The organism is Blautia massiliensis (ex Durand et al. 2017) (genome assembly GCF_051861785.1).
Lineage (GTDB): Bacteria > Bacillota > Clostridia > Lachnospirales > Lachnospiraceae > Blautia_A > Blautia_A luti_A.
Window position 1 is genome coordinate 1,273,105 of record NZ_CP146725.1, and the last position, 23,396, is coordinate 1,296,500.

A 23,396-nucleotide genomic window follows, 5' to 3' on the forward strand; every position below is an offset into this window, starting at 1 on the left:
TTTTCAAAACGGGGAGATTGAAAGGAGTTACTATGACAAAAGAAACTATCCAAAAAGAACATCGGATCCTGCAGCTGAAATACGCTGTCCTTGCAGTGGTCGTGGGAATCTGCGTCGGGATCGTAGATACTATCTTCGGCCGGGGCCTGCTGGCGATCTCTGATCTTCGCACCGCATACTGGCAATATCTGCTGCCTTTCCTGCCTCTGGCCGGACTTCTTATTGTGTGGATGTATCATCATTTCAGCACCTTAAGCTTAAATGGCATGTCCCTGATCTTCGAAACCGGGCAGAAAAAAAGAGACCAGATTCCTCTGGTTCTTGTCCCTCTGGTAATGATCGGCACCTGGATCACTCATCTCTTCGGAGGAAGTGCCGGCCGTGAAGGTGTTGCCGTGCAGATCGGTGCTACACTCTCCCACGAGGCCGGACGCAGGCTGCATATCCGGGAAAATAAGCCTGTCATGCTGATCACCGGTATGGCTGCCGGTTTTGGCGGTCTGTTCCAGACGCCATTAGCCGCTGTATTTTTTGCCATGGAGGTGATCGTTGCCGGATATCTTGAGTACGATGCGCTGCTGCCGGCACTTATCGCCGCATATACAGCCTCCTTCACCTCTCATTTCCTGGGACTGGAAAAATTTGCTGTGGATATCCAAGACACCTGGACTGTGACCGATCTCCGAAGCATGATCTCTCTCATTGCTCTCGGACTTGCCTTTGGTCTCGCCGGACGATGCTTTTCCGTACTTCTTCAGAAAGCCAAGAAATTATTCGGGAAAAAAATCCCAAATCCGCTGATCCGCATCGGTGTCATGGCCATTCCACTGGCAGCTCTGCTGTTTGTGATCCACGGCGGACGCTACACAGGTCTTGGAACCAATCTCATCTCCGCTTCCTTTGCCGGAGAAACCATTTACGGATATGACTGGATTCTGAAGCTTCTGTTTACTGTATTTACACTTGCCATCGGTTTTCAGGGCGGCGAAGTGACGCCACTGTTCTCCATCGGCGCTTCCCTTGGAGTCGTCCTAGGTTCCATCCTCGGGGTTCCTCCGATGATCTGTGGGGCACTTGGCTACGCCGCAGTATTCGGCAGCGCCACCAACACCCTCATCGCCCCGATCCTCATCGGCCTGGAAGTTTTCGGCACCCGAAATACCCTTCCCCTCATCCTGGTATGCATCCTCGCTTATCTGATCAACGGAAATCACTCCATTTATGGAGCACAACAGAAGGCACTTTGCAGGTTTGAGAAGTAGATATGTACATATTTTTTATTCGGTCATGGCTGACTCGGTTGTGACCGAGTGAACTACCCATCACCTAAAGGTAATGGACTTCTAAGGATATCAGATTCGCCATATGATTCCTTTCTTCAGCTATTAATGGATTCTATCTCCGAATCATCATATATTTTCTTTAACTCTTTTCTCATTTCCTTATTGATACTTATATATTTTGAATCACTATCAGCCCATTTTACTTTCAGGATATCGTGTTTGCGTATATATAATACAGGCAGCCGGCTTCTGTGCTTATCCATAAAGATTCCCTGGCTTTCATAAAAAATTTCCTGCAGATAATCATTCATTTCATCTACCTGGATTACAAATGTAAAACGAATATCCTTCTTTTTTTCTTCTCTGCTCATCTCATTGATCCAGAACTCTGCAAATTTATCATTTAACAACAAAACATCATTTCTATCCATATCTGTAATATCTATAAGCGCCCAGATATTCACCTGATTATTTCTATTTTTCTTGAAAAAACTTACTTTTCCTTTTTCGTCCAGTTCATATTCTGACTTTTTTTGGTACTGGTTATGTAAAAGCCCTTTTTCAAATACAACGTTTCGTTCTTCGACCTCTTCTGGAAAAGTTATTTTGATATCTATTAACTTCTCATATTTGTAACAAATAAAACTGAATGGCATCCAGATTTCTTTTTTATTCTCTATATACCTGTAGCTTCTTGCATGAATCCTAGCACTATGCTTCAGAAATTCAACATACCCCACTATCATTAAAATATGCAGTGATAATAACGCTTTTTCAATCGCATCATTCCCACTGCTATTCGTCCAACATTTCCAACAGGAATATACTGCTGCAAAAAAAACATCTGTCAAAAGCAACATTTGAAACAGAAAACAACCTCTGATTCCGGAAAACCATTTTCGATTTTTTCTCATCATCCCATAAACATATAGAGGATTTTCATCTACACTTTCCGAAGAAATATCCTGATCCGGTGTTCCGCCAAATCTGAATACCCATCCAGTCAATGCCAAATATCCCAAACCGGCTATTCCAAATGTGAATCCATCATCTTCAAAAATCCAACGATATGACAAGAATAAAATACAAAATAATAAAATTTTTCCAGGTATATTATTTTTTCTTTTTCGGTTTATTATGATCCCCCCTAGTCGTCAAGCCTGTACAACATCCGATATTCCCAGACAATCCAACAGATCTTTTTTCATTTTCTCATATTGTTTTTTATATCTCGAATATCTATATACCGGAAGGATTTCCAGGCGATTATAATAACGGTTATATACCGCTCCAAGACGGTATCGTCTTTTATACATCATTATCCCTGAATTATTCCGTACAATGCTCTTCAGAACACGATTATCATCTTCTACTTCCAGCACAAAGGAAAAATATATTTTCTTTTTTTCCTCTTCTGTTTTGATATATTGCTTCCAAAATTCTACAAAAGCTTTATTTAATTTTCCGATATCCGCTTCCTGAAACAGATCTGTTTTTACATATGCCAAAATATGTATCTCATCTGTTTTGTCATATCTGTAGAAAAAAGTTTTTCCATTTCGAGGAGCTTTATACGTATTTATATATTGATAAATTCCAAAATCTTTTTCCATTACATCAGAATGTATCTGTAAATCCCTGTAACACACCGGATTTTCATAATACATATTGATATTCTGGCACAGAAAACTGAATGGCGCCCAATTTCCTTCTTTATCTGTTGGATATTTATAATTCTTTTTATAAAATTTCACATAAAATATCCACATGCATACTCTTGCCATGATCATAAAAGCCAGTGAGATATTCAGAAGGATTTCTACCACTGTACTATTTATATCTGGATTTAAATACTGCATCCCCAGATATGTAAAATACACTCCCAGCCACAGAATCATTATTTTTCGCAAAAACAAAAAACTTTTTAACTCTCCGTTTTTCCTGATAGGAAGAGCATATTTCGATTCCTTTTTGTCATTTAACATACCGTGTACATAAAATGGATTCTGACAGTTATAACTATCCGGCACATTATAAGGGGTTTTCCATCTTGACGGTATAATAACTGTAGGAATAAATAGAATATTTGAGATCATCAGGCTTACCAGAACCGCCAAAATTTCCATTACACCGACCGGCGCCAAATAGAAATAAAAAGATTTCAGTAATCCAGTAAACATCAGGACATATACACACAAATAAATTGATTTGCTCAACACGTCGATCATTTTTCTGTATAATTACCTCTTTCTTTTCTAATACATATTCTTTTAATCAAGTGATATCTTCTCTCCATTTACAGAAATCCAATAGTCTTTCGGTTTGTGTTCCATGTATCCATAACATATCTTTTCATTTTTGTTATTTTCTGCTTCCAGAAATTTTGTTCCCACAGAATCCTTCACATCGGCTACTACGTAATTATCATCATTCGGTGTTACCAGTACATACCATTCCCCATTGATTTCTATCGTTGACATATCGATATTTATCTTTACATCTTGATACTCTCTGCCTGTACCATAAAATATAGAATCCGGCAATTTCCATTTTCCAGAACTTTCCGGAAAAATCTTCCCCTCTACTGTTCCTTCGTTATCCATGATAACATATGTAGAATTTTCTCCCTGCAGAATACGGATGATCTCAGCATTATCACCATATGCTTCCACAGCTTTCTCCACAGAACTGAAACTTCGGTGAGTATACACTGTATCGCAAACAAAGAGTCCGATTCCTAATATAACAATTGACGCAACAACCTTAACTGGTGTCTTTTTTGATTTTCTTTTATAAGAAATAGCGATCACCAGATTAACAATAATTATCAGATATACAATTGGTTCTATCACTTTGATCAGCATATTTTTTCACATCCCCTTTGCATACAGTCTACAGATCTATATCACGTCTTCCGATCACCCGCTTCAGTTCTTCTCTCATTTTTCTGTAAATATTTTTATATCTGGACTTACGATCCGTACATTTTATTTTTATGATGTCATGTTTTTTCTCATACAAAACAGCCATACGACTTCGATGTTTATACATTCGTATTCCTGATCCGTCATAAAAAATCCTGCCTATAGCATCATTGATTCTCTCAGTCTGGATTACAAATGTAAAACGTACATCTTTCTTTTTTTCTTCTCTGGTCAGCTCATTACACCAGAAAATCTCAAATGCATCATTCAGAAGCTGGATATGCATTTTCTCCATATCTGCTATATCAATGATCGCCCATAAGTTTACCTGTTGATTTTTTCTTTTCTGATAAAAACAGATTTGGTCATTCTCTTTTAATATATAATTTGCTTTTTTAGCATATCCGCTTTTAAAAAGACATTCTTCAAACACCAGAGGCTGATTTTTCTCCATTTCTTCTGTTGGATCAGGCAGTATCCTTCCTGCCAGTCCCTGCATTTCATATCCGATAAAGCTGAATGGCATCCAAATACCTTTTTTATTTCTCGGATAGCAGAAACTTTTCTTATAAATGTGGATATAATATGCCTCCACTACACCAAGGCTCATTATTATTCCCCAGTAAATCCAGAAAAATTCCAGTCTGATTTCCTGATATCTTCTATGTATTATATGATCAGAAATAAACCCTGCTGTCATCAGAAGGACATAACTCAAAAGCAAAATCTGTACTACAAAATATCCATTTATCTCAGAAAACCATTTCCTCTTTTTCAACATTTTTCGTACATACAAAGGATTCCTGTCATCATATAAATTTACAAAAGGAAACCTTTCATTTCTTGCCCAAATTCTATCTGCCGATAATACAGCTTCTCCCATTGCCGCCAATACTAATGCCATTCTGATCTCCGGCATGATCTGGTAGCAAGCTGGTGTCAGAAGTAATGTTATTAGAAAAAAACGTTTTGTTTTTTCACTCAAGTGATATCTTCTCCCCATTTACAGAAATCCCATAATCTTTTGTTTTATTTTTTATGATATCTATTATTTTAATGACTACTTATTATTTTCCATCCAGAAGAATTTTTCTCATAGCTCTGACCCAATCCTTCAAAATCCCGATTGGAACCATCTTCTGTCCACTTGCAGAAACCCAGTAGTCCTCTGGGTATTTTTTCAGATATCCATAGTAAACGTTTTCGCTTCCTTTTGCTTCGGAAAATTCTGTTCCTTCCGAATCGTATACATTCGTTATGGGATATTTCATTCCCGGATATGGTGACACCACAACATACCATTCCCCATCAACTGCTACGGTAGATACATCGACTATAATCCTGTCTCCTGTAAAACGCTTTGTGTCCTGAAACTCTGAATCTTCCGGAAGTTTCCAGCCGCTTTCTGTTTTTTCAAAAATCTGTGAGTCCATCACATCTCCATCATCCATAATAACCAATGCTGAAGTTTTTCCTCGCAATGTCGCCACGACATCTGACCGATCATCATAGGCTGTTACTGCTTCCTCAAGTGTATGGAAACTTTGTTCAGCCTCTTTATTATTTTCGGACATCATAAATATAATGACCACAGACAAAACCGGAACCAGTATGAATATGGATATTTTTCGCGGGATTCTTTTCCTGGAATCCACGACTGCCACTATCATGAGCAACAGCAATAAGATTCCCCACGACCACCAGTTAGATAGTGAAATATTCATTTTATGTCCTCTTTTTCCTACAATCTTGACGCTTCACAGATTGATCGCTACTTTATCTCCATCTACAGAAATCCAGTAATCGTCTGGTTTCGTTTTCAGATATCCATAATATACCGTTATATTCTCATATTCCGTTTTTAAAAATTCTGTTCCAGCCGAATCGTGAACCTCATCTATAGAATTCTCCCCCATAAGATAATGTGGGAGTATTACAATATACCATGCTCCATGTATTTCTATTGATCTCATATCAATATTGGCATCTTCTGAAGGATAGCTCATACTTTTTCTGAAAAATGCTGAATCCGGCAATTTCCATTTCTTTCCATTTTTTGGAAAAATTCTTCCTTCAATAGATCCATCTTCATCCATAATAACATATGTAGATTTCTCATCCTGCAAGGTTGCTATTGGCTTCGCCTTAATATCATATGCCCGAATCGCTTTATCCAGCGAGCTAAAATTTCGCTGCACAAATACTGCCTGAAACATGATAAATAACAAACCAACCAGAAAAATTGGTCTGATGATAAAAAGCGGTACTTTTTTAGATTTTTTCTTGCATACGAGAGCAACTGCCAATGCAATAAACATTAATATTGTTATAACTCTTTCGAAAATGCTCAATATCAGATTCGCCATATGATTCCTTTCTTCAGCTATTAATGGATTCTATCTCCGAATCATCATATATTTTCTTTAACTCTTTTCTCATTTCCTTATTGATACTTATATATTTTGAATCACTATCAGCCCATTTTACTTTCAGGATATCGTGTTTGCGTATATATAATACAGGCAGCCGGCTTCTGTGCTTAGCCATAAAGATTCCCCCGCTTTCATAAAAAGTTTCCTGCAGGTAATCATTTATTTCATCTACCTGGATCACAAATGTAAAACGAATATCCTTCTTTTTTTCTTCTCTGGTCATCTCATTGATCCAGAACTCTGCAAATTTATCATTTAACAACAAAACATCATTTCTATCCATATCTGTAATATCTATAAGCGCCCAGATATTCACCTGATTATTTCTATTTTTCTTGAAAAAACTTACTTTTCCTTTTTCATCCAGTTCATATTCTGACTTTTTTTGATACTGGTTATGTAAAAGCCCTTTTTCAAATACAACGTTTCGTTCTTCGACCTCTTCTGGAAAAGTTATTTTGATATCTATTAACCTCTCATATTTGCAACAAATAAAACTGAATGGCATCCAGATTCCTTTTTTATTCTCTATATACCTGTAGCTTCTTGCATGAATCCTAGCACTATGCTTCAAAAATTGAACATACCCCGCTGTCATTAAAATATACAGTGATAATAACGCTTTTTCAATCGCATCATTCCCACTGCTATTCGTCCAACATTTCCAACAGGAATATACTGCTGCTAAAAAAACATCTGTCAAAAGCAACATTTGAAACAGAAAACACCCTCTGATTCCTGAAAGCCATTTTCGATTTTTTCTCATCATCCCATAAACATATAAAGGATTTTCATCTACACTTTCCGAAGAAATCTCCTGATCCGGTGTTCCGCCAAATCTGAATACCCATCCAGTCAATGCCAAATATCCCAAACCGGCTATTCCAAATGTGAATCCATCATCTTCAAAAATCCAACGATATGACAAGAATAAAATACAAAATAATAAAATTTTTTCAGGTATCTTTTTTCTTTTCCTTCGGTCTATTCTAATCCCCCCCTAATTATTAAATACATACCGTTTTGTATTGGTGGGAATACCTTTCCCACCAATACGTTTCCCATATATTTTATATGCCAAAATTATACGTAAAGCCAATATAACTTTCCTAAATACTCATAACACTTCATATACCGCATTCCTTTTCCTGGAGTATACTCACCTCCCCCGCCAATAACTCTCCCATACTTTCGTATTACAATATTAGAATTAACCTTCCTATTACTCAAATAACCTCTAGAATAAGAAATTATTTGCTTTCCTGTTAATTGCCTCATTTTTTCATTTTTTTCTTCATTAACTGCCCTTCGTAGCGGTAATGCCTCTGCGAATGAAAGGTTCATATTTGAAATTCTTCGATTTGCGTCATGGTAATCTTTTCTCATATATTTCAAATATCCTTTTTGATTTTGCTTTGGTACTATAATATTATCTACAGCACTCCAAATTAATGATATTCCCGCACTTACCGCACCATTTATAACCGCGCTTGTAAAATCTCTATTTTCATAATAATCACTTGCAAACGAAGTAACACCACTTACAACTGCACCTGTTGTCGAACCACCAATTCCCAAAAATCCCATAGCGGTTCCAAGTCCTGCGGAAGCGGCAGTGATCCAGTTTATCTCTGACAGATTTTTACCCAGCTGTTATACTTGTATTCTACTACAGTCTCTCCGGCGTCGTCAATCAGTGCAATGACATCATTCTGCAATAGTAAATTTTTCGTTACGGTTCCCTCCGACAGCTTTCCAATCTCCCACATTCATGCTATACTGAAACTATCTCTGTCTGCCCGTTTCAGTCATGGGGCAGACTTATTTTTTTCAGGAAAGGATTTATTTATGAAGCGTATCAAAAATATCGATCTGCTCCGTGCGGGGGCGATCCTCTACATTATGCTGTATCACTGCTACGTTCTGTCCGGGCAGCCATGGCAGTCGCATACAGCCATCCACACACTTCTGACTCTTGGAGGTGAAGTAGGAGTTACACTGTTTTTCCTGTTAAGCGGATATGGGATTTATCTTTCCCTTTCTTCTTCGGAGGCGCGAGGCTGTCTCCCCGGCTGGCGGGCTTTTATGAAAAAGCGCTGCATCCGCATTATGCCCCAGTATTATGTATGTATCACGGTCCTTCTGATCTTTATGTCCACGCAGATGTTCAGCAATGAGGGACTTCGTCACATCCTTGCGTACTATACGTTCACGGAGAACTTTTCCCCGGTGACTCATGGTTCCATCAATGGTGCGCTGTGGACGATGGGCGTGATCTTTCAGTTTTATCTGATCGCCCCGTTCCTTTATAAGGCTGTCCGGAAAAACTGGCTTGTATCTGCCATTGTATCCATTGTTTTCACTGTTATCTGCCGGTTCGCAGTTGTCCGCTATCTCCACAATTCCGGGATTTCGGATAACTCTGTATATTTTGTATACGAGCGTCAGGTATTCTCTGCGCTGGATAATTTCGTGCTGGGAATGGCTGCTGCCGCTTTCTGGAAGCAGACCGGAGATCGTATGCAGGATTACCGGCTGAAGCTTGGACTTCCGGTTTCTATTGCAAGCACCGCACTGATCCTGGTATGGATCTTTTATTACCACAGCCACGGGCTTTATGGCACCGCTCCCTCCGGTTATCCGGCACATTCCATCCTGGCGATCCTGTTCAGTATACTGCTTGTGGGATTCTCCCTCCTGCCGGAAATGGATTTCAGGTTTCTGCGTCCGCTGTACTTCGTAGCCCGGAACCAGTACGGGATCTATCTGTGGCATATGCCCATCATCATGATCCTGCAGGCCAATGCGCCATGGTTCAACACCATAAGCCAGCAGCGCTTCTGGCTGTTTTTGCCATGTATGGTGGTCATCACCTGCGTATTCGGCTATTTTGCAACCCGCTTTATCGATCATCCCGCTTCTGCGAAAAAGAAAGGATAACTTCCCATGAAAGACAGAACCGCCGTTAACCACAATATCCGCAAGCATTTTAACGAACTGATCTACAACACAGCCCGTTACACAGAGATCGCATTATCCATCGTGATCATTATCGTGATCACACTGTCCGGACTGCGTCTGATCCTTACAACTGCCGGTACCTCCATCATGGATATGGACACCAGCTTTTTTACCAGTTTCCTGTCACAGGCACTGTCTCTTGTAGTCGGTGTGGAGTTTGTAAAAATGCTCTGCCGCCATTCCGCCCAGACTGTTGTCGAGGTCCTGCTTTTTGCAACAGCAAGGCAGATGGTCGTGGAACATCTCGATCCTGTACAGACACTGATCGGGATCATCGGTATCGCCATTCTCTTTGCCGTCCGCAAATATCTGATGACGGACAGTGATGATATGACCCCGCATCAGAAGAACGCTTCAGAAGAATCCTCAAAAAAAGCTTTCTCTTCTGAGTGCAAATGAGCATAATTGCAGAAAAGCTCCAACTGTATCCCGATATTGATACAGTTGGAGCTTTTCTTATAAATTTTGCATTGGTATAAACCCTATACGATACTATTGTCCACGTTGGACCAGCTGCATGCCCACAGCGGCTATCTCCAGATAATATACCCTGCATAGATCAGGTACATACACACCATGGAAATTCCCTCTTTCCGGCTGATTCTCTGCTTTGTGGCCGCATAGATCCACACGATCAGCGAGAACACGATAAGTATGACAATATCAATAATATTTTCCCGGATCAGTGCCACCGGATTGATGGCAGATGCAACTCCGAGAACCATCAGAATATTGAAAATATTGGAGCCTACCGCATTTCCCACAGCCATATCCACTTCGTTCTTTCTGGCTGCAACCACGGAAGTCACCAGCTCCGGAAGGGAAGTTCCGATAGAAACAATGGTCAGTCCCACCAGTGTCTGGCTCATTCCAAGATCAATGGCAATGCGGCTGGCAGCATCCACAGTAAGATCTCCGCCAAAGGCAATGGCAAGTGCGCCTCCCACAATAAAAAGGATGCTCTTCGGCCAGGAAAGGATGCCGATTTCTTCTTCCAGCTCTTCCACTCCTTCCATGTCCACATTTTTTCCTGCTGTCCTGGCCTTCATGGCACTTCGGATCATTACCACAATATAGCCTGCAAAAAATCCCAGCAGGATCATTCCATCCAGATGACCAAGTCTCATTCCGATCGTATCTCCTGCTGCCAGGATCCCAAGCCCCAGAAGAAGGAGCGCGCAGATCATGGAAAACGGAATATCCCTCCGGATGGTTTCCTTCTGTACCAGGATCGGCGTCAGGATGGAACAGACTCCAACAACCACCATCAGGTTAAAAATATTGGAACCTACCACATTGCTGACCGCAAGCTCATTGTTATTGACCAGTGACGCTGTAACGCTGACTGCAGTTTCCGGCAATGATGTTCCCATTGCCACAATAGTAAGACCGATGATGATCGGCGGCACCTTCAGCCTTTTTGCGATACTGGAGCTTCCTTCTACAAAGAAATCCGCACCCTTCATCAGGAACACAAAGCCGATCACAAGAAAGACTAACACAAGGATCAGCGGTGAACTGTTTACCAGATTTTCCATTTTTCTTCTCACTTTCTGTTTTTATTTCCCACAACCTGGAGGTTCATTGTCGCCCGCCCTGCTGAAAAAATTCTTTCCGGCATTCTTTTGTTACATAAAAAAGACCCATGTATGCCCTGCTGCAATAAAATATAACAAAGCATACATGAGTCTCATTCTTTAAGATTTGCCAGGTTTTTCAGAAAAAACCGGGTCTGTTGACAAATCACACTTACATGCGAACTACTCCCTCATGGAATTAAAGTTTTCAATTTTTTTCAATTTAACAGAATTGTTTTTAAAAGTCAACCCCTGGCCGGTGACTTTTCTTTATCGAAAGCACATATTTTATGTATCTTTATTATTTTCCGCTTTCAGAAACAATCCCTTTCAGGATCTGTAGGACTCCATCTTCACTATAAGAGGGACACACTTCTTTAGCTGCTGTCTGCACCTCCGCTCTGGCATTGGCTACCGCATAGCTCCTTCCCGCTTTCTGGAGCATGGCAATATCGTTGAGGTTATCTCCGAATGTACAGGTTTCCTCCGGAGAAATTCCTAACTGTTGCTGGATAAATTCGACAGCTGTACTTTTTTCGCCCTCCGGCGGTGTACTGTCCATCCATTCTTTTCCGGCAGCCGCCAGCGTTACCTTATCCCTCCATGCCGGTGTAAAATACGGGGCACAAAGCTCCTCGCACCGTTCCGGGTGATAGACAGAGAATTTCAGCACCTGTTTTCCCTGAAGAGAAGAAAGATCATCCACTTTTCTCATATCATAGCCATAGGAATCCCGCAGCCACCGGAACATCCTTCCATTCTCATTCTCCGCATAGCAGCACTCCGGTGTGGCAATAAAGCAGTCACATTCCGACATTTTTTCTTTCACTATATGATGCATGCGTTTCCAGACCTCATCCGGAAGTGTATGTACCTTCAGGATCTTATCATTCTTCCGGATCACCGTACCGCCATCCGACACAAAATACACCAGATCCTTCACCGGCTCAAACAGCTTCCTCTCACTGTCATACTGCCGCCCGGAACACACCACAAAGGTGATTCCCAGCTCAGTCAGCTTCCGGATCACTGTCATATATTCCGGATTGATAGTCATGGTCCCGTCTTTTACAAGAGTTCCGTCTACGTCTGTTGCGATCAGTTTTATCATGTTGTTTTTACTCCTCTCCCATCTGAAATACCAATATCCTCTCTCTCTGATTTTTCCCTTCAAAAAGATCCTGGCAGTCGATCTCGTCCAGGAATTCCAGTTCCTCTACGGTCATCAGATATGAAATATATTCGTCAGATGGATAATAGAAAAACAGTAGCATTTCTCTTGTTTTTTCATACCAGGATTCCCGGATGCGTCCGATGACACTTCTCAGTATTTCCACAGAAAAGGGATTGAAAAAATAAAATCTGTCTGCGGACTCCGGCACCTGAAAAAGGGCCGCATTCTCCAGTATAAATGATGTTTTTGTCCCGGAAACAGCCCGCTGCCTGTTTTCTTCTGCGGCTTTTGTCATACGTTCATCGTACTCCACGCCTGTAGTCCGGCATCTGACCTGCCATGCCAGAAAAAAATCCACTCTGCCTTTTCCACAACCATAGTCGATCAGATGATTCTTTTTCCCCAGATATCCACCATAAGCCAGCCGTTCCAGCACCCCGTACGGCGTTGGCTCGTATGGATAACAGTACTGATCCGATCTGGAATCGTCACGACCGGTGGTTTTGATCTTCAGCAGCTTATCATATTTTACTTCATTTTGATCCATGCTTCTGTTAATCTCCGTTCGCTACATCGGGCAGCTTCGTTTTTCCTCTTTATCCATATCTCCATGGACATACCTGGCATTGAACTCCATATTGATCTCACGGATCTCTTTCTTTCCGTCAATATAATCCTGATACATATCCGCAAGTCTCGCCATACAGCCATCACAGTTCGCGGAAATATTTCCAAGAGATTCCTCCACGATCTGTTTACGTTCCTCTTTTGTTGTATCTTTGATCAGATATCCTGGCATTGTTTTTTCCTCCTGATAGGTTCACCTCTATTTCAGGTGTTTTGTACTTTCATTGTTGTTTACTTTTTCCTGTGAAAAAAGCTGCTTGTATCAGACAAACAGCTTTACAAAAATTTTTCTTTTCTGTTTTTTTATTCTACTCTGGCCAAATGTCAGTGTCAACACAATTTTTCACCTGTTTCCGAAACACAAAACAAAAGCCTCCGGAACAATTCCAGAGGCTTTATACGTGCGTTAGAGGATTCGAACCCCCGACCTTTTGGTCCGTAGCCAAACGCTCTATCCAGCTGAGCTAAACGCACATCTTTGTTGCTTTTCCTTTGTGATATTTCGTATCACCGCTGCAACAATATGTATGATACTCTAAGACCTATAAAATGTCAAGGGTTTTTTGAAACTTTTTTTGATTTTTTTTAAAAATATTTTTTATTGCTATTTTTGATGCAAAAGCAACAGTTTTCTAATTCCGTCTAAGTGCCTCGATCGGGCTCAGTTTCGCTGCCTTTTTCGCCGGATAGATTCCGAAGAACACACCTACTGCACAGGAGAACAGCGTAGCCGCCAGGATGGTTCCCGCACTGATCCCAGGTGTGATGGTCATTCCCATACTGCTGCTGATCACCGCACAGATCACATAGCCGCCTGCAATCCCCAGCACAATACCGATCAGCCCACCTATGATCGTCAGGATCGCCGCCTCCGCAAGGAACTGTAACATAATGGACGAGGTTTTTGCTCCAAGGGATTTCCGGATACCGATCTCCCTGGTACGCTCTGTGACGGACACCAGCATGATGTTCATAACACCGATACCACCTACCAGAAGGGAAATTCCCGCAACAAAAGAGATAAACGCAGTCACCATGCCAAGCATCTGATTCATGGATTTCATGACATCCTGGAAGTTCTGTACCTGGAAATACTCATCTCCGGCACACTGGTGACGTCTCTCAAGAAGATTTATGATCTTGTCTGCGACCGCCTGGGAATCCAGACTCTTATCCGCCTGAACCGTGATCTGATAAAATTCTCCGCTGCTTCCGGTAAAGTCGTCCATGGCCGTATAAGGCACGTTTATGGTCACCGGCATTCCATCGTAAGTATAGCTGACAAAGGTTCCGTTCTCTTTCTGTGTGGTAACTCCGCAGATGCGGAATGTCTTGGTCAGATCATAGCAGGTAATGTCCAGTGTCATTCCCACTACATCATCCGTTCCGAAAAGCCTTTTCGCATCGGCATCGGAGATCACGCAGACGTTTTTTCCCTCTTCGACCTCCTTCTGCCCGAAATAGCTTCCGTACTTCACAGAAGCATTATCCACCAGCTTGGCATCCTGGGCCTCCCCGGTCACTGTAAGATTAAAATCGCCCTTTCCGGTTACGGTCTCGCCTGTATAGGACTCCGAAACATTAACACCTTCCACGCCATCCAGCTCCCGGACTGCATCAATATCCTCCGGCTCGATCCAGACCTGGTCTGCTATGGCATCATCACTGCAGTAAACAGCGATCTGGCCGCCGCCGATATCATTGATCTCACTGTTCATCTGATTCTTCGTACCCTCACCGATGGACACAATGGCGATCACTGATGCAATACCGATAATGATCCCTAACATGGTGAGAAAGGATCTTCCCTTATTAGCCATGATATTATGGATCGCCATTTTGATATATTCATAAATATTACTCATCGGCAGTCTCCCCTGTCTCTGCTGCACTGTCACTGTCTGCCACTGCTGCCTCTGCCTTCATTCCCTCTTCCAGGGAGCCCAGATCCTCGATGACCTCATCTCCGGCTTTAATGCCATCTGTGATCTCAACAGAGTCCTCGGAACTGATTCCTGTTGTGATATCCTGCTTCGTGATCACACCATCCTTCAGCACATAACAGAAGGAACCATCCTTGCCGATATTTACCACGCCTGCCGGAAGCGTTACCACATCCTCTGCCTTTTCTGCATAGATCTTTACCTTCACATCTACTCCCAGAAAAATATCCTTGTCCGGCTTGTCGATGCTCACTGTGGCAGAGATCAGTGTGGAGCCCTTTTCGTTGGTTGTCGCAATGTGACTGATCTTAGTCACCTTGCCGGTATATTTCCTGTCGCCGATGGTAATGTCCGCATTCTGGCCTTCCTTTACCTTATCGTAGTCATACTTGGACACATTGATATCAACGCTGACCTTATCTGTATTCTGCAGGGTAAAAAGCTCCATTCCCTGTGTTGCCGCTGCGCCCTGCTGGACTGCTGATTTGGAAATGACGCCGTTAAAATCCGCCGAAATGCCTTTCTTTCCTTCTTCTACCAGCTCTTTCGCAGATTTTGCATCCAGCTCAGTAAGATTGTTGCTGACACGCATTTTTTCTTTCTCTTCTTCTGTAAGGCTGGCAGAATCCGCCTCTGCAATGGATTTCTGGGAAGCAAGGTCCGACTGCAGATCCGCCAGATCAGAGGTTGCCTGTTCGATCGCATTCTCAATGGCAGAAGTATCCACTGTACTTCCTGCAGAAGAAGCATCCGCAGATGCCTGATCTGTCAGCCCCGGTGTTTCCTCTGAAGCTCCATCGGTAACAAAATCACCGGCCGCACTACTGCTGTAATCAGAATACTCCGGCATTTTTGGCTGGCTGGCCTTCTTATCCTCATAAGCTTCCTTTGCTTCCTGGCAGGTGATCTCTGCCTGACTTCTTGCTGCTTCCGCTTCATCCAGCGCCTGGGCATTCTCATCGCTCTGCTCTGCCTGCCACTGTGTAAAAGCCATCTGATACCTGGTATCTGCCTGATTATAAGCATTCTGTGCCGTTACATAATCGGAATTCAGCTGTCCCAGCTCCTTCTGGTACTGCGGAAGTGTCTCATTCTGATATGTAGTCAGCGCTTCTGAATACGCTCTCTGAGTCTCTGCATCCCTGGCAGCCTGGGCCTCTGCCTTTGCCTGGGTCACCGCCTGGGCCTGTGCCTGCGCATCTGCCGCAGCCTGAGCCTGTACAGACGCCAGCTGTGATCTCAGGGAAGCCAGATAATTCTTCTGCTCCCTTACCTGCTGTTCCAGACTGGAAGCCTTTGCTTTTGCACTGTCCTGCTTCTGCCGGGCCTCATTGGATTTATTGATGGAATTTTTGTAATCATACTGTCCGGACTGTACATTCAGCTCTGCTTTCTGATTATCCCTCTCCAGATCCTTCACTTCAAACTCTATCAGCTTCGTTCCCTTTGAAACCGTATCGCCTTCTGCGAAGGATACGCTTTTGATCTGTGCGTTCACAGGAGAATAAAAGGTCTTCTGCTCATCACTGACAACGGTTCCGGTTGCATCTACGATCTCCTCCACATCTCCTGTCTCCGCTTTGGTAACAGCAACCTGCGGAATCTGTGATCCCCCGCGGCCTGCACCTGATGCCGCATAAATACCGCCTGCCACAACAGCCACTGCTGCCACACCGATCACAATCTTTTTCCCTTTTTTCATTCTTAAGCCTCCTCGACAAATTCCTCATTGATCGTATCTGATTCAATTTTTCCATCCATGATCCGGACCACACGTCTGGCCTGAGCCGCGATCCCATTATCATGAGTGATCAGGATCAAGGTTTCTCCTGATCTGTGCATTCCCTTCAGTATTTCCATAATTTCCCTGCTGGATGCAGAGTCCAGGTTTCCCGTTGGTTCATCTGCCAGGATCACCGGCGGCCTGGCTGCGATAGCTCTGGCAATAGCCACACGCTGCTGCTGTCCCCCTGACATTTCGTTTGGCTTATGATCCATACGTTTCTCAAGTCCGACTTTTTTAAGAGATTCCACAGCAAGCTTTCTTCTTGTTTTCCGGTCGATCCCACGATAGATCAGAGGAAGCTCCACGTTTTCCAGCGCCGTAAGATTTGCGATCAGATTAAAGCCCTGAAAGATAAAACCAATCTCCTTATTTCGTACCACCGAGAGATCATTATCCTTCATTGTGGATACATCTGTTCCATTCAGATAATATTTCCCGGAGGTGGGGACATCCAGACAGCCCAGCATGTTCATAAAGGTGGATTTTCCGGAACCGGACTGTCCGATAATAGCCACAAATTCACCCTTATGGATCTCCAGGTCCACATGATCCAGCGCCCGCACCTCATTTTCTCCGGGATTGTAAACCTTGCACAGATTTACTACCCGTACCAATGCATCTTCCATAATAAAATTACTCCTTGTAAAGTAAATCAGTCCCAGGCAAGCCCCTCCTCTGCTTATTGCTTTTCGCCATTGAAACAGAGAACTTCCCTGATCAGGTTAAAAATACAGAGCGAAGTCTGCAGGGGATACTGCTGTTACTCATCGGAACGCTCCAAGCCAAAACAGCAGCAGGCAGACTGCTCTGTCATTTCCGGGAAAACCCCGCTCATTGATCTGTAACGAAAAGATTACCTGAATGTCTTCAGAACTGACACACATTTATACATCTGTTTATGCATCAAGTAAAAACGCCTTATATGCCTTGTATGCCTCATATACATCCGCCTTGCTGGTAACCTCCCACGGAGCATGCATACTCAGCACTGCCACGCCACTGTCGATAACCTCCATTCCGTAAAGTGCCGCAATATAAGCGATGGTTCCGCCTCCGCCAAAATCAACCTTTCCAAGCTCTGCTGTCTGGAAAGCAACATTGTGATCATCAAAAATCCTGCGAACTCTTGCAACGTACTCTGCATTGGCATCGTTGGAACCGGATTTTCCTCTTGCCCCGGTGAACTTGTTAAGAACGATACCGCGTCCAAGATATGCTGCATTCTTTTTCTCAAAAGCCTCACCATAGGCCGGATCATAGCCGGCACTTACATCGGAAGAAAGCATGCTGGAATTACGGAGAGCTCTTCTTAATGCAAGCTCGGAATAGCAGCCCATTCCGTCCAGAAGCTCTGCCACGCTGTTCTCAAAAAATCTGGACTGCATGCCTGTGGCACCAACGCTTCCGATCTCTTCCTTATCTACAAGGAGACAGCAGCCGGTACGCTTCGGTGTCTCCTCCATCTCCAGCATTGCCGCAAGGGATGTGTAAGCGCATACACGGTCATCCTGTCCATATGCTGCGATCATGCTGCGGTCAAGTCCACAGTCTCTTGCCTTTCCTGCCGGAACGATCTCCAGCTCTGCTGAAAGAAAGTCTTCTTCCTCAATACCATATTTTTCATTTAAAATCTTCAGCACATTCTGTTTTACCGCATCCTTTTTGGAATCATCCGGAAGCTCTGCAAGAGGTCTGCTGCCGATCAGGATATCCAGCATCTCACCCTCAATAACCTCTGCTGCCTTTTTCTGGAGCTGTTTTCCGGAAAGATGGATCAGAAGATCTGTGATGTAAAGTACCGGATCTTCCGCATCCTCACCAATGCTGATCTCCACAATGCTTCCGTCCTTCTTTGCAACAACACCATGCATGGCAAGAGGCAGTGTCACCCACTGGTATTTCTTTACACCACCATAATAATGGGTATCCAGATAAGCCAGATCCGTATCCTCGTACAGAGGATTCTGCTTGACATCCAGTCGCGGAGAATCGATATGTGCACAGAGAATGCTCATACCTCCGGAAAGCTCTTCCGTTCCTACATGAAACAGAGCAACGATCTTCTTCATCCCTACCGCATAAACCTTGTCACCGGCCTTGATCTTCTCGCCTTTTTCAAGCTTCGACTCAAGAGATTCATATCCGGCAGCCTCTGCTTCCTTCACGATTTCTGCAACACATTCCCGTTCCGTTTTTCCTTTATCCAAAAATTCTCTGTAAGCCTTCGCAAGCTTCTCCATTTCTGTCTCTTCTGCTTCCTTATAAGAAAGCCACGCATTTCTTCTTTCCATTTTAGTGGTCCACCTTTCTTTATAGCTTCCGGCAGCTGCCGTTTCTCATCATATTATCTGCAATCTGTCTACTATTATAGGTCAAACATTTACGAATTTCCACTGCAATTCACATTCTTTACAAAATCTTTATGATTCGTTATAGTAGTTCTTAAGAAATGGCCCTGTATCCAAAATTTTCAGGTATCTCACACACACGGAAAGCTTTCTGTTTCACCGTAGACTTTACCTGTATGCTCCAACAGGGCAAAGGAGGAAACAACATGCAAGCATCTGCTCAGCTAAAAGAGCTTCTTCACAGCATCAACCGCAAAAGCTATCCTGCATACAAGTCTCTGCGGGGTGCATACCAGTTTGACCGTTATATTTTGTCCATTGACCACGTGCAGGGGGATCCTTTTGCCTCTCCCTCTCACATCAGTGTGAAGCTTTTACACCGAGACACCGGATTTCCGGCAGAATATTATAAGGATTCCCTGACCCGCATCACACTGGGAGACTTTCTGAACCGCCAGTTTGAACAGCAGGTAAACCGTTATACCTTCCGTGCAAAGGGCTCCGGAAAAAGCGGCCTGATCTCAGTAAGCCACTGCGGTCAGGAGGTTCTTGCACGTACCGCCTGTGAAATAACGGAAAAAGGCATCACTGCCCGTTTTTTCATCGGTTTCCCGGCCAATGGCAGAACCATCAACTCTCCCGAACTGGAAAAAATTCTCTTCGATTTTCTTCCGGTCTGTGTTCACAAGGCATTTTTTTACCGGAATCTTGACCCGGAAGCGCTGAGAAAAGCCATCTGCCTTGCCGAAGATCAGGCATTTATCCGCCAGGAGCTGAAAAAACGTTCTCTGGCTGCCTTTGTCAGTGACGGCGCTATCCTCCCCAGGGAAAGCGGCATCTCTTCACGCCCGATGAAAAATTCCGTTCCTTTTGTTTCTCCGGAAAGCCTGAGGGTTTCCATGGAGCTGCCCCACAGAGGAACCATCACAGGCATGGGCATTCCCTGCGGCATCACCTTGATCGTAGGTGGCGGCTACCATGGCAAATCCACCTTACTTAACGCACTGGAGCTGGGAATTTACGATCACATTTCCGGCGATGGCCGGGAGTATGTCATTACCGATCCTTATGCACAGAAGCTTCGCTCTGAGGACGGCCGTTTTATCAAAGATGTGGACATTTCTCTTTTTATCAACGATCTTCCAAATAAAAAAGACACCCTCTGCTTTTCTACAGAGGATGCCAGCGGCAGCACTTCACAGGCTGCCGGTATCGTGGAAAGTATGGAGGCAGGAAGTAAAGTCTTTCTCCTTGACGAGGATACCTCTGCCACCAACTTTATGGTCCGTGATTCCTTCATGCAGCGGGTGATCTGCCGGGAAAAGGAGCCCATCACTCCATTTCTGGAACGTGCGCGGGATCTCTATGAAAAGGCAGGGATCTCCACTATCCTGGTTGCCGGAAGCTCCGGAGCTTTTTTCCATATTGCGGATACTGTGATCCAGATGGATAATTATCATCCGGTGGACATCACAGCAGTCACCAAAAAGCTCTGTCAGGAATATCCTCTCTCAGACATTGAGGCCCCTGCATTCCGCCTTCCGGAAAGCCATCGCATCATGACCAGAGCCAAAGTGGCTCCATCCCGCCACAGTCGTCCCGGACAGCCGGAAAGACTGAAAACCAAGGTTCACGGCAAAGATGGCTTTTCTCTTGGAAAAACCGAAGTGGATCTCCGCTATGTGGAGCAGCTGATCGACTCCGAGCAAACTGCATCCCTGGCGTTGCTTCTGAAATATGCCTGCGAACATCTCATTGACGGAAAACGTACTCTGCCGGAGATCATCACTTATCTGGATACTCAGCTGAAAAGGCAGGGATTGTCCTTCTTCTCGGAAGGCTCTTATATTCCATGCGGTTATGCCATGCCCAGGATCCAGGAAATATATTCCTGCTTTAACCGCTATCGCAGGCCGTAGCTGTGCCTGAAGCTGTATATCCAATAAATCTCAGACAACAAAAAAACGCTGCCGATAAACATTGGAAATCTTTATCTCCTCTGTCATTCGGCAGTTTTTTTCTGCAATGCAAAACCACCGTCCTGTCGGCTCTGTCTTGCCAATGGAACGGTGGTTTATCTTCATACATATTTTAGGGAAAGGAAAGAGTTTTTCTTAAGAGCTTCTGTTCTCTTAAGATGTTTATATCATACAGGATAAATGTGAGAGAAATTTGTACAATTTCTAATAAATTTATAAAATTTATTAACGAAGTCTAATCATTTTCCAAAATAATCCTGCTGATCATTATTTACCATGGTCTTCCGGAAAAACCCGAAATATTACAGCCGTTTCTTTCGCTTTTTAGTCGTGTCTCTGCTCTTTGTTATCATATGTCTCACAGAATCTGGCAGCAAAAGCCGGCGGCTCCTGATGCGCATACAAATGAGAAATGTCTCCAAAAGAGCTCATACGGAAGGACGCAATCCCTTTTCGCCTCTCCTCTGTAACAATTGTGCTCACCGATGACGGCGCCGCACAGAAATTCTGCAGCATCACCAGCGGAGAGATACTGAGAAGATAGCTGATGAGTACACAGCTTACACCGAAATGGCAGAAAAATACAAGCGTATCTTCATTGGCTTTTTCTGCTCTGTAATAATGTCCTTCCCGCACATAGCCATGCTCTGCCAGAACTTTATCAAAATTCTGTGTGACCCAGTCATACTCTTCTTTCATTTTTCCCTCTCGCAGGATGTCATTATCCCACCAGCGATCAAAACTGTAGAAATTTTCGATCTTCGTCCAGTCCTGGGGAAGCCAGTCCCAGGGAATGATCTTTTCCCCATGAAGATCCGGTCTTCTGATCTTTACGTCGAATTCTCTCAGCCACTTGCATTCTGTAGCTGTTCTTCCGTTTTTCTTCAGTGTGCAGGATGCGGTATCCTTTGCTCTTCCAAGCGGAGAAACATAAAAATCCCTGACATCAAGAGCTGCGATCTTTTCAGAAAGAAATTCCGCTTCCTTCCAGCCCTTTTCGGTCAGGGAATCTATTGTGTAATCCGGGTCTCCATGTCGTATAAAAAGTAATTTCATCTTTTGGTATCCTCCATTTCATAACCTGGATTTCCATTATATTCTTATTTTTTCAGTTGTCAATTCCTGATAGCTTCTGCTGCAGGGATCAAACCTGATCCGCGGTTTCTCCATGGAGCACAGCCTGCTGCTCCCTCAGCTCATAAACTGCCTTTTTCAATGCCTGAAAGCTCTCCTCACTGATTATGTGCTCGATCCTGCAGGCATCATGAATCGCTGTTTTTTCCTGGACTCCCAGTATCATCAGCCAGGAAGAGATCAGCTGATGACGTTCATATACCTTATCAGCAATCTTATGTCCGTCCTCTGTCAGACGGATATCTCCGTTGTCGGCTACTGTGATGAGATTTTTCTGGCGAAGATTCTTCATGGCAACACTGACACTCGGTTTCTTAAAGCCCATCTCTGCCGCGATATCCACAGCTCTTACAAGAGAGCTCCTGTTTCCAAGGATCAGGATCGTTTCCAAATAATCTTCAGATGATTCATTTGATCTCACGTTATTTACACCTCCCTCGGTTTGTTAAAACTAACCAAGTTAATCATAACATACTTTAGGAGAATGAGCAATGGTTTTTACTGCTTTCTGTTTAGTTCTGCCTCAATTGCCAGAAGGCACTGGTTGGAACATATCTGCAGAATTCTGGAAATTTCCAGGAATTTTTCCCTGGAGCAGTTTCCCCGGAGCAGTTCACAATATCCCTGAAATTTCATCTGTACCAGGATATGTACCAGCTCGTGATCAACTTCTTGTCCACATTCCTTTTGAAAACGTTCATTAAGGATCTGCTCCATTTTCGTACAGGCATCCTCACGGAAATTCACATATCTGGTACCTTCAGCTCCATCTATGAGGATTTTTGCGATGTCCCTGTTTTCCCAGATAAATTCCATAAGTATCCTGTCATATTCTTCCGGATGCAGTTGTTTTTCCTGATCCGTAAAGTCTCCCATGATCCGCTTCAGATCCTCTGCCGTCTCTTCCACGATTTCTTCAAAAAGAGCTGCTTTACTTTCAAAAAAGAAATATAGCGCTCCCGTAGTCACATCTGCTTTTTTGCAAATCGCACGAAGAGAAGTCTTCAGAAATCCCCTGTCTCTGAATTCTTCCTTCCCCGCTTCCAGAAGTCTGCTCCGCACAGCATTTTCTGATTTTTCCATATTTTACGCACTCCATCATTTTTCCTGCATTCCGCTTTGCAGGAAAATTCCGCTTATTTCTGACCAGCTGTTAATTTTTTAGCAA

General features: G+C 43.4%; 23 protein-coding genes and 1 tRNA gene. 4 read left to right on the forward strand and 20 right to left on the reverse strand.

Features of this window, described 5'->3' with window-relative positions:
- The first annotated feature begins 32 nt into the window (after positions 1 to 32).
- The gene (locus V9W66_RS06075) at positions 33 to 1,262 is read left to right on the forward strand and encodes a chloride channel protein (RefSeq protein ID WP_186290045.1); all 1,230 of its coding nucleotides are present in this window, start codon (positions 33 to 35) and stop codon (positions 1,260 to 1,262) included.
- Positions 1,263 to 1,378: 116 nt separating this feature from the next.
- Here the strand turns inward: V9W66_RS06075 and V9W66_RS06080 are convergent, their stop codons facing one another.
- The 8 genes from V9W66_RS06080 to V9W66_RS06115 form a co-directional block, all read right to left on the reverse strand.
- Complete coding sequence (locus V9W66_RS06080) at positions 1,379 to 2,305, reverse strand: hypothetical protein (RefSeq protein WP_144100522.1); 927 nt, start codon at positions 2,303 to 2,305, stop codon at positions 1,379 to 1,381.
- Between the two features lie 132 nt (positions 2,306 to 2,437).
- Positions 2,438 to 2,791, reverse strand: coding sequence for a hypothetical protein (locus tag V9W66_RS06085; RefSeq protein ID WP_144093905.1), 354 nt, complete (start codon positions 2,789 to 2,791; stop codon positions 2,438 to 2,440).
- Between the two features lie 762 nt (positions 2,792 to 3,553).
- Entirely contained in the window at positions 3,554 to 4,147 is a 594-nt protein-coding gene (locus tag V9W66_RS06090) for a hypothetical protein (protein WP_144093904.1), read from the reverse strand.
- Between the two features lie 28 nt (positions 4,148 to 4,175).
- Entirely contained in the window at positions 4,176 to 5,192 is a 1,017-nt protein-coding gene (locus V9W66_RS06095) for a hypothetical protein (protein ID WP_144093903.1), read from the reverse strand.
- An 82-nt stretch (positions 5,193 to 5,274) separates the two neighbouring features.
- Positions 5,275 to 5,931, reverse strand: a complete 657-nt coding sequence (locus V9W66_RS06100) for a hypothetical protein (protein WP_144093902.1) — start codon at positions 5,929 to 5,931, stop codon at positions 5,275 to 5,277.
- A 33-nt stretch (positions 5,932 to 5,964) separates the two neighbouring features.
- The gene (locus tag V9W66_RS06105) at positions 5,965 to 6,573 is read right to left on the reverse strand and encodes a hypothetical protein (RefSeq protein ID WP_144093901.1); all 609 of its coding nucleotides are present in this window, start codon (positions 6,571 to 6,573) and stop codon (positions 5,965 to 5,967) included.
- A gap of 13 nt (positions 6,574 to 6,586) precedes the next feature.
- Positions 6,587 to 7,513 carry a hypothetical protein gene (locus V9W66_RS06110; RefSeq protein ID WP_144093900.1) on the reverse strand — a complete coding sequence of 309 codons (927 nt, stop codon included), beginning with the start codon at positions 7,511 to 7,513 and terminating at the stop codon, positions 6,587 to 6,589.
- A 209-nt stretch (positions 7,514 to 7,722) separates the two neighbouring features.
- Complete coding sequence (locus V9W66_RS06115) at positions 7,723 to 8,226, reverse strand: hypothetical protein (protein ID WP_144093899.1); 504 nt, start codon at positions 8,224 to 8,226, stop codon at positions 7,723 to 7,725.
- A gap of 261 nt (positions 8,227 to 8,487) precedes the next feature.
- Between V9W66_RS06115 and V9W66_RS06120 the strand changes: the two genes are divergently transcribed.
- Together V9W66_RS06120 and V9W66_RS06125 are read left to right on the forward strand one after the other, a co-directional pair.
- Positions 8,488 to 9,579, forward strand: a complete 1,092-nt coding sequence (locus V9W66_RS06120) for an acyltransferase family protein (protein WP_144093898.1) — start codon at positions 8,488 to 8,490, stop codon at positions 9,577 to 9,579.
- Positions 9,580 to 9,585: 6 nt separating this feature from the next.
- On the forward strand, positions 9,586 to 10,059 hold the full coding sequence (locus V9W66_RS06125; protein WP_144093897.1) for a transporter: 474 nt from the start codon (positions 9,586 to 9,588) through the stop codon (positions 10,057 to 10,059).
- A 131-nt stretch (positions 10,060 to 10,190) separates the two neighbouring features.
- On the opposite strand, the gene V9W66_RS06130 is transcribed toward V9W66_RS06125, so the two are convergent.
- The 9 genes from V9W66_RS06130 to V9W66_RS06170 form a co-directional block, all read right to left on the reverse strand.
- Positions 10,191 to 11,198 carry a calcium/sodium antiporter gene (locus tag V9W66_RS06130; protein WP_144093896.1) on the reverse strand — a complete coding sequence of 336 codons (1,008 nt, stop codon included), beginning with the start codon at positions 11,196 to 11,198 and terminating at the stop codon, positions 10,191 to 10,193.
- Between the two features lie 340 nt (positions 11,199 to 11,538).
- The gene (locus tag V9W66_RS06135; protein ID WP_144093895.1) at positions 11,539 to 12,348 is read right to left on the reverse strand and encodes a Cof-type HAD-IIB family hydrolase; all 810 of its coding nucleotides are present in this window, start codon (positions 12,346 to 12,348) and stop codon (positions 11,539 to 11,541) included.
- Positions 12,349 to 12,355: 7 nt separating this feature from the next.
- Positions 12,356 to 12,958 (reverse strand): class I SAM-dependent methyltransferase, encoded by a 603-nt coding sequence (locus tag V9W66_RS06140; RefSeq protein ID WP_144093894.1) that lies wholly within the window; start codon positions 12,956 to 12,958, stop codon positions 12,356 to 12,358.
- 21 nt (positions 12,959 to 12,979) lie between these two features.
- Positions 12,980 to 13,210: a hypothetical protein gene (locus V9W66_RS06145; protein ID WP_015527478.1), complete on the reverse strand. Its 231-nt coding sequence runs from the start codon at positions 13,208 to 13,210 to the stop codon at positions 12,980 to 12,982.
- A 228-nt stretch (positions 13,211 to 13,438) separates the two neighbouring features.
- A tRNA-Arg gene (locus V9W66_RS06150) sits at positions 13,439 to 13,512 on the reverse strand.
- Between the two features lie 158 nt (positions 13,513 to 13,670).
- Positions 13,671 to 14,903, reverse strand: coding sequence for an ABC transporter permease (locus tag V9W66_RS06155; RefSeq protein ID WP_144093893.1), 1,233 nt, complete (start codon positions 14,901 to 14,903; stop codon positions 13,671 to 13,673).
- A complete protein-coding gene (locus V9W66_RS06160) occupies positions 14,896 to 16,683 on the reverse strand; it encodes an efflux RND transporter periplasmic adaptor subunit (protein ID WP_144093892.1) in 1,788 nt (595 codons plus the stop codon). The genes V9W66_RS06155 and V9W66_RS06160 overlap by 8 nt, the downstream gene beginning before the upstream one ends.
- Positions 16,684 to 16,685: 2 nt before the next feature.
- Positions 16,686 to 17,393, reverse strand: coding sequence for an ABC transporter ATP-binding protein (locus V9W66_RS06165; protein WP_144093891.1), 708 nt, complete (start codon positions 17,391 to 17,393; stop codon positions 16,686 to 16,688).
- Positions 17,394 to 17,663: 270 nt separating this feature from the next.
- The gene (locus V9W66_RS06170) at positions 17,664 to 19,058 is read right to left on the reverse strand and encodes an aminopeptidase (RefSeq protein ID WP_022427054.1); all 1,395 of its coding nucleotides are present in this window, start codon (positions 19,056 to 19,058) and stop codon (positions 17,664 to 17,666) included.
- Between the two features lie 263 nt (positions 19,059 to 19,321).
- Between V9W66_RS06170 and V9W66_RS06175 the strand changes: the two genes are divergently transcribed.
- Entirely contained in the window at positions 19,322 to 21,034 is a 1,713-nt protein-coding gene (locus V9W66_RS06175) for an ABC-ATPase domain-containing protein (protein WP_144093890.1), read from the forward strand.
- Between the two features lie 384 nt (positions 21,035 to 21,418).
- Here V9W66_RS06175 and V9W66_RS06180 read toward each other — a convergent pair whose 3' ends face one another.
- From V9W66_RS06180 to V9W66_RS06190, 3 genes are all read right to left on the reverse strand, one after another.
- Complete coding sequence (locus V9W66_RS06180; RefSeq protein WP_021650251.1) at positions 21,419 to 22,150, reverse strand: histidine phosphatase family protein; 732 nt, start codon at positions 22,148 to 22,150, stop codon at positions 21,419 to 21,421.
- 88 nt (positions 22,151 to 22,238) lie between these two features.
- On the reverse strand, positions 22,239 to 22,649 hold the full coding sequence (locus tag V9W66_RS06185; protein ID WP_021650250.1) for a metal-dependent transcriptional regulator: 411 nt from the start codon (positions 22,647 to 22,649) through the stop codon (positions 22,239 to 22,241).
- A 77-nt stretch (positions 22,650 to 22,726) separates the two neighbouring features.
- On the reverse strand, positions 22,727 to 23,311 hold the full coding sequence (locus V9W66_RS06190) for a TetR/AcrR family transcriptional regulator (protein ID WP_144093889.1): 585 nt from the start codon (positions 23,309 to 23,311) through the stop codon (positions 22,727 to 22,729).
- Positions 23,312 to 23,396: the final 85 nt, after the last annotated feature.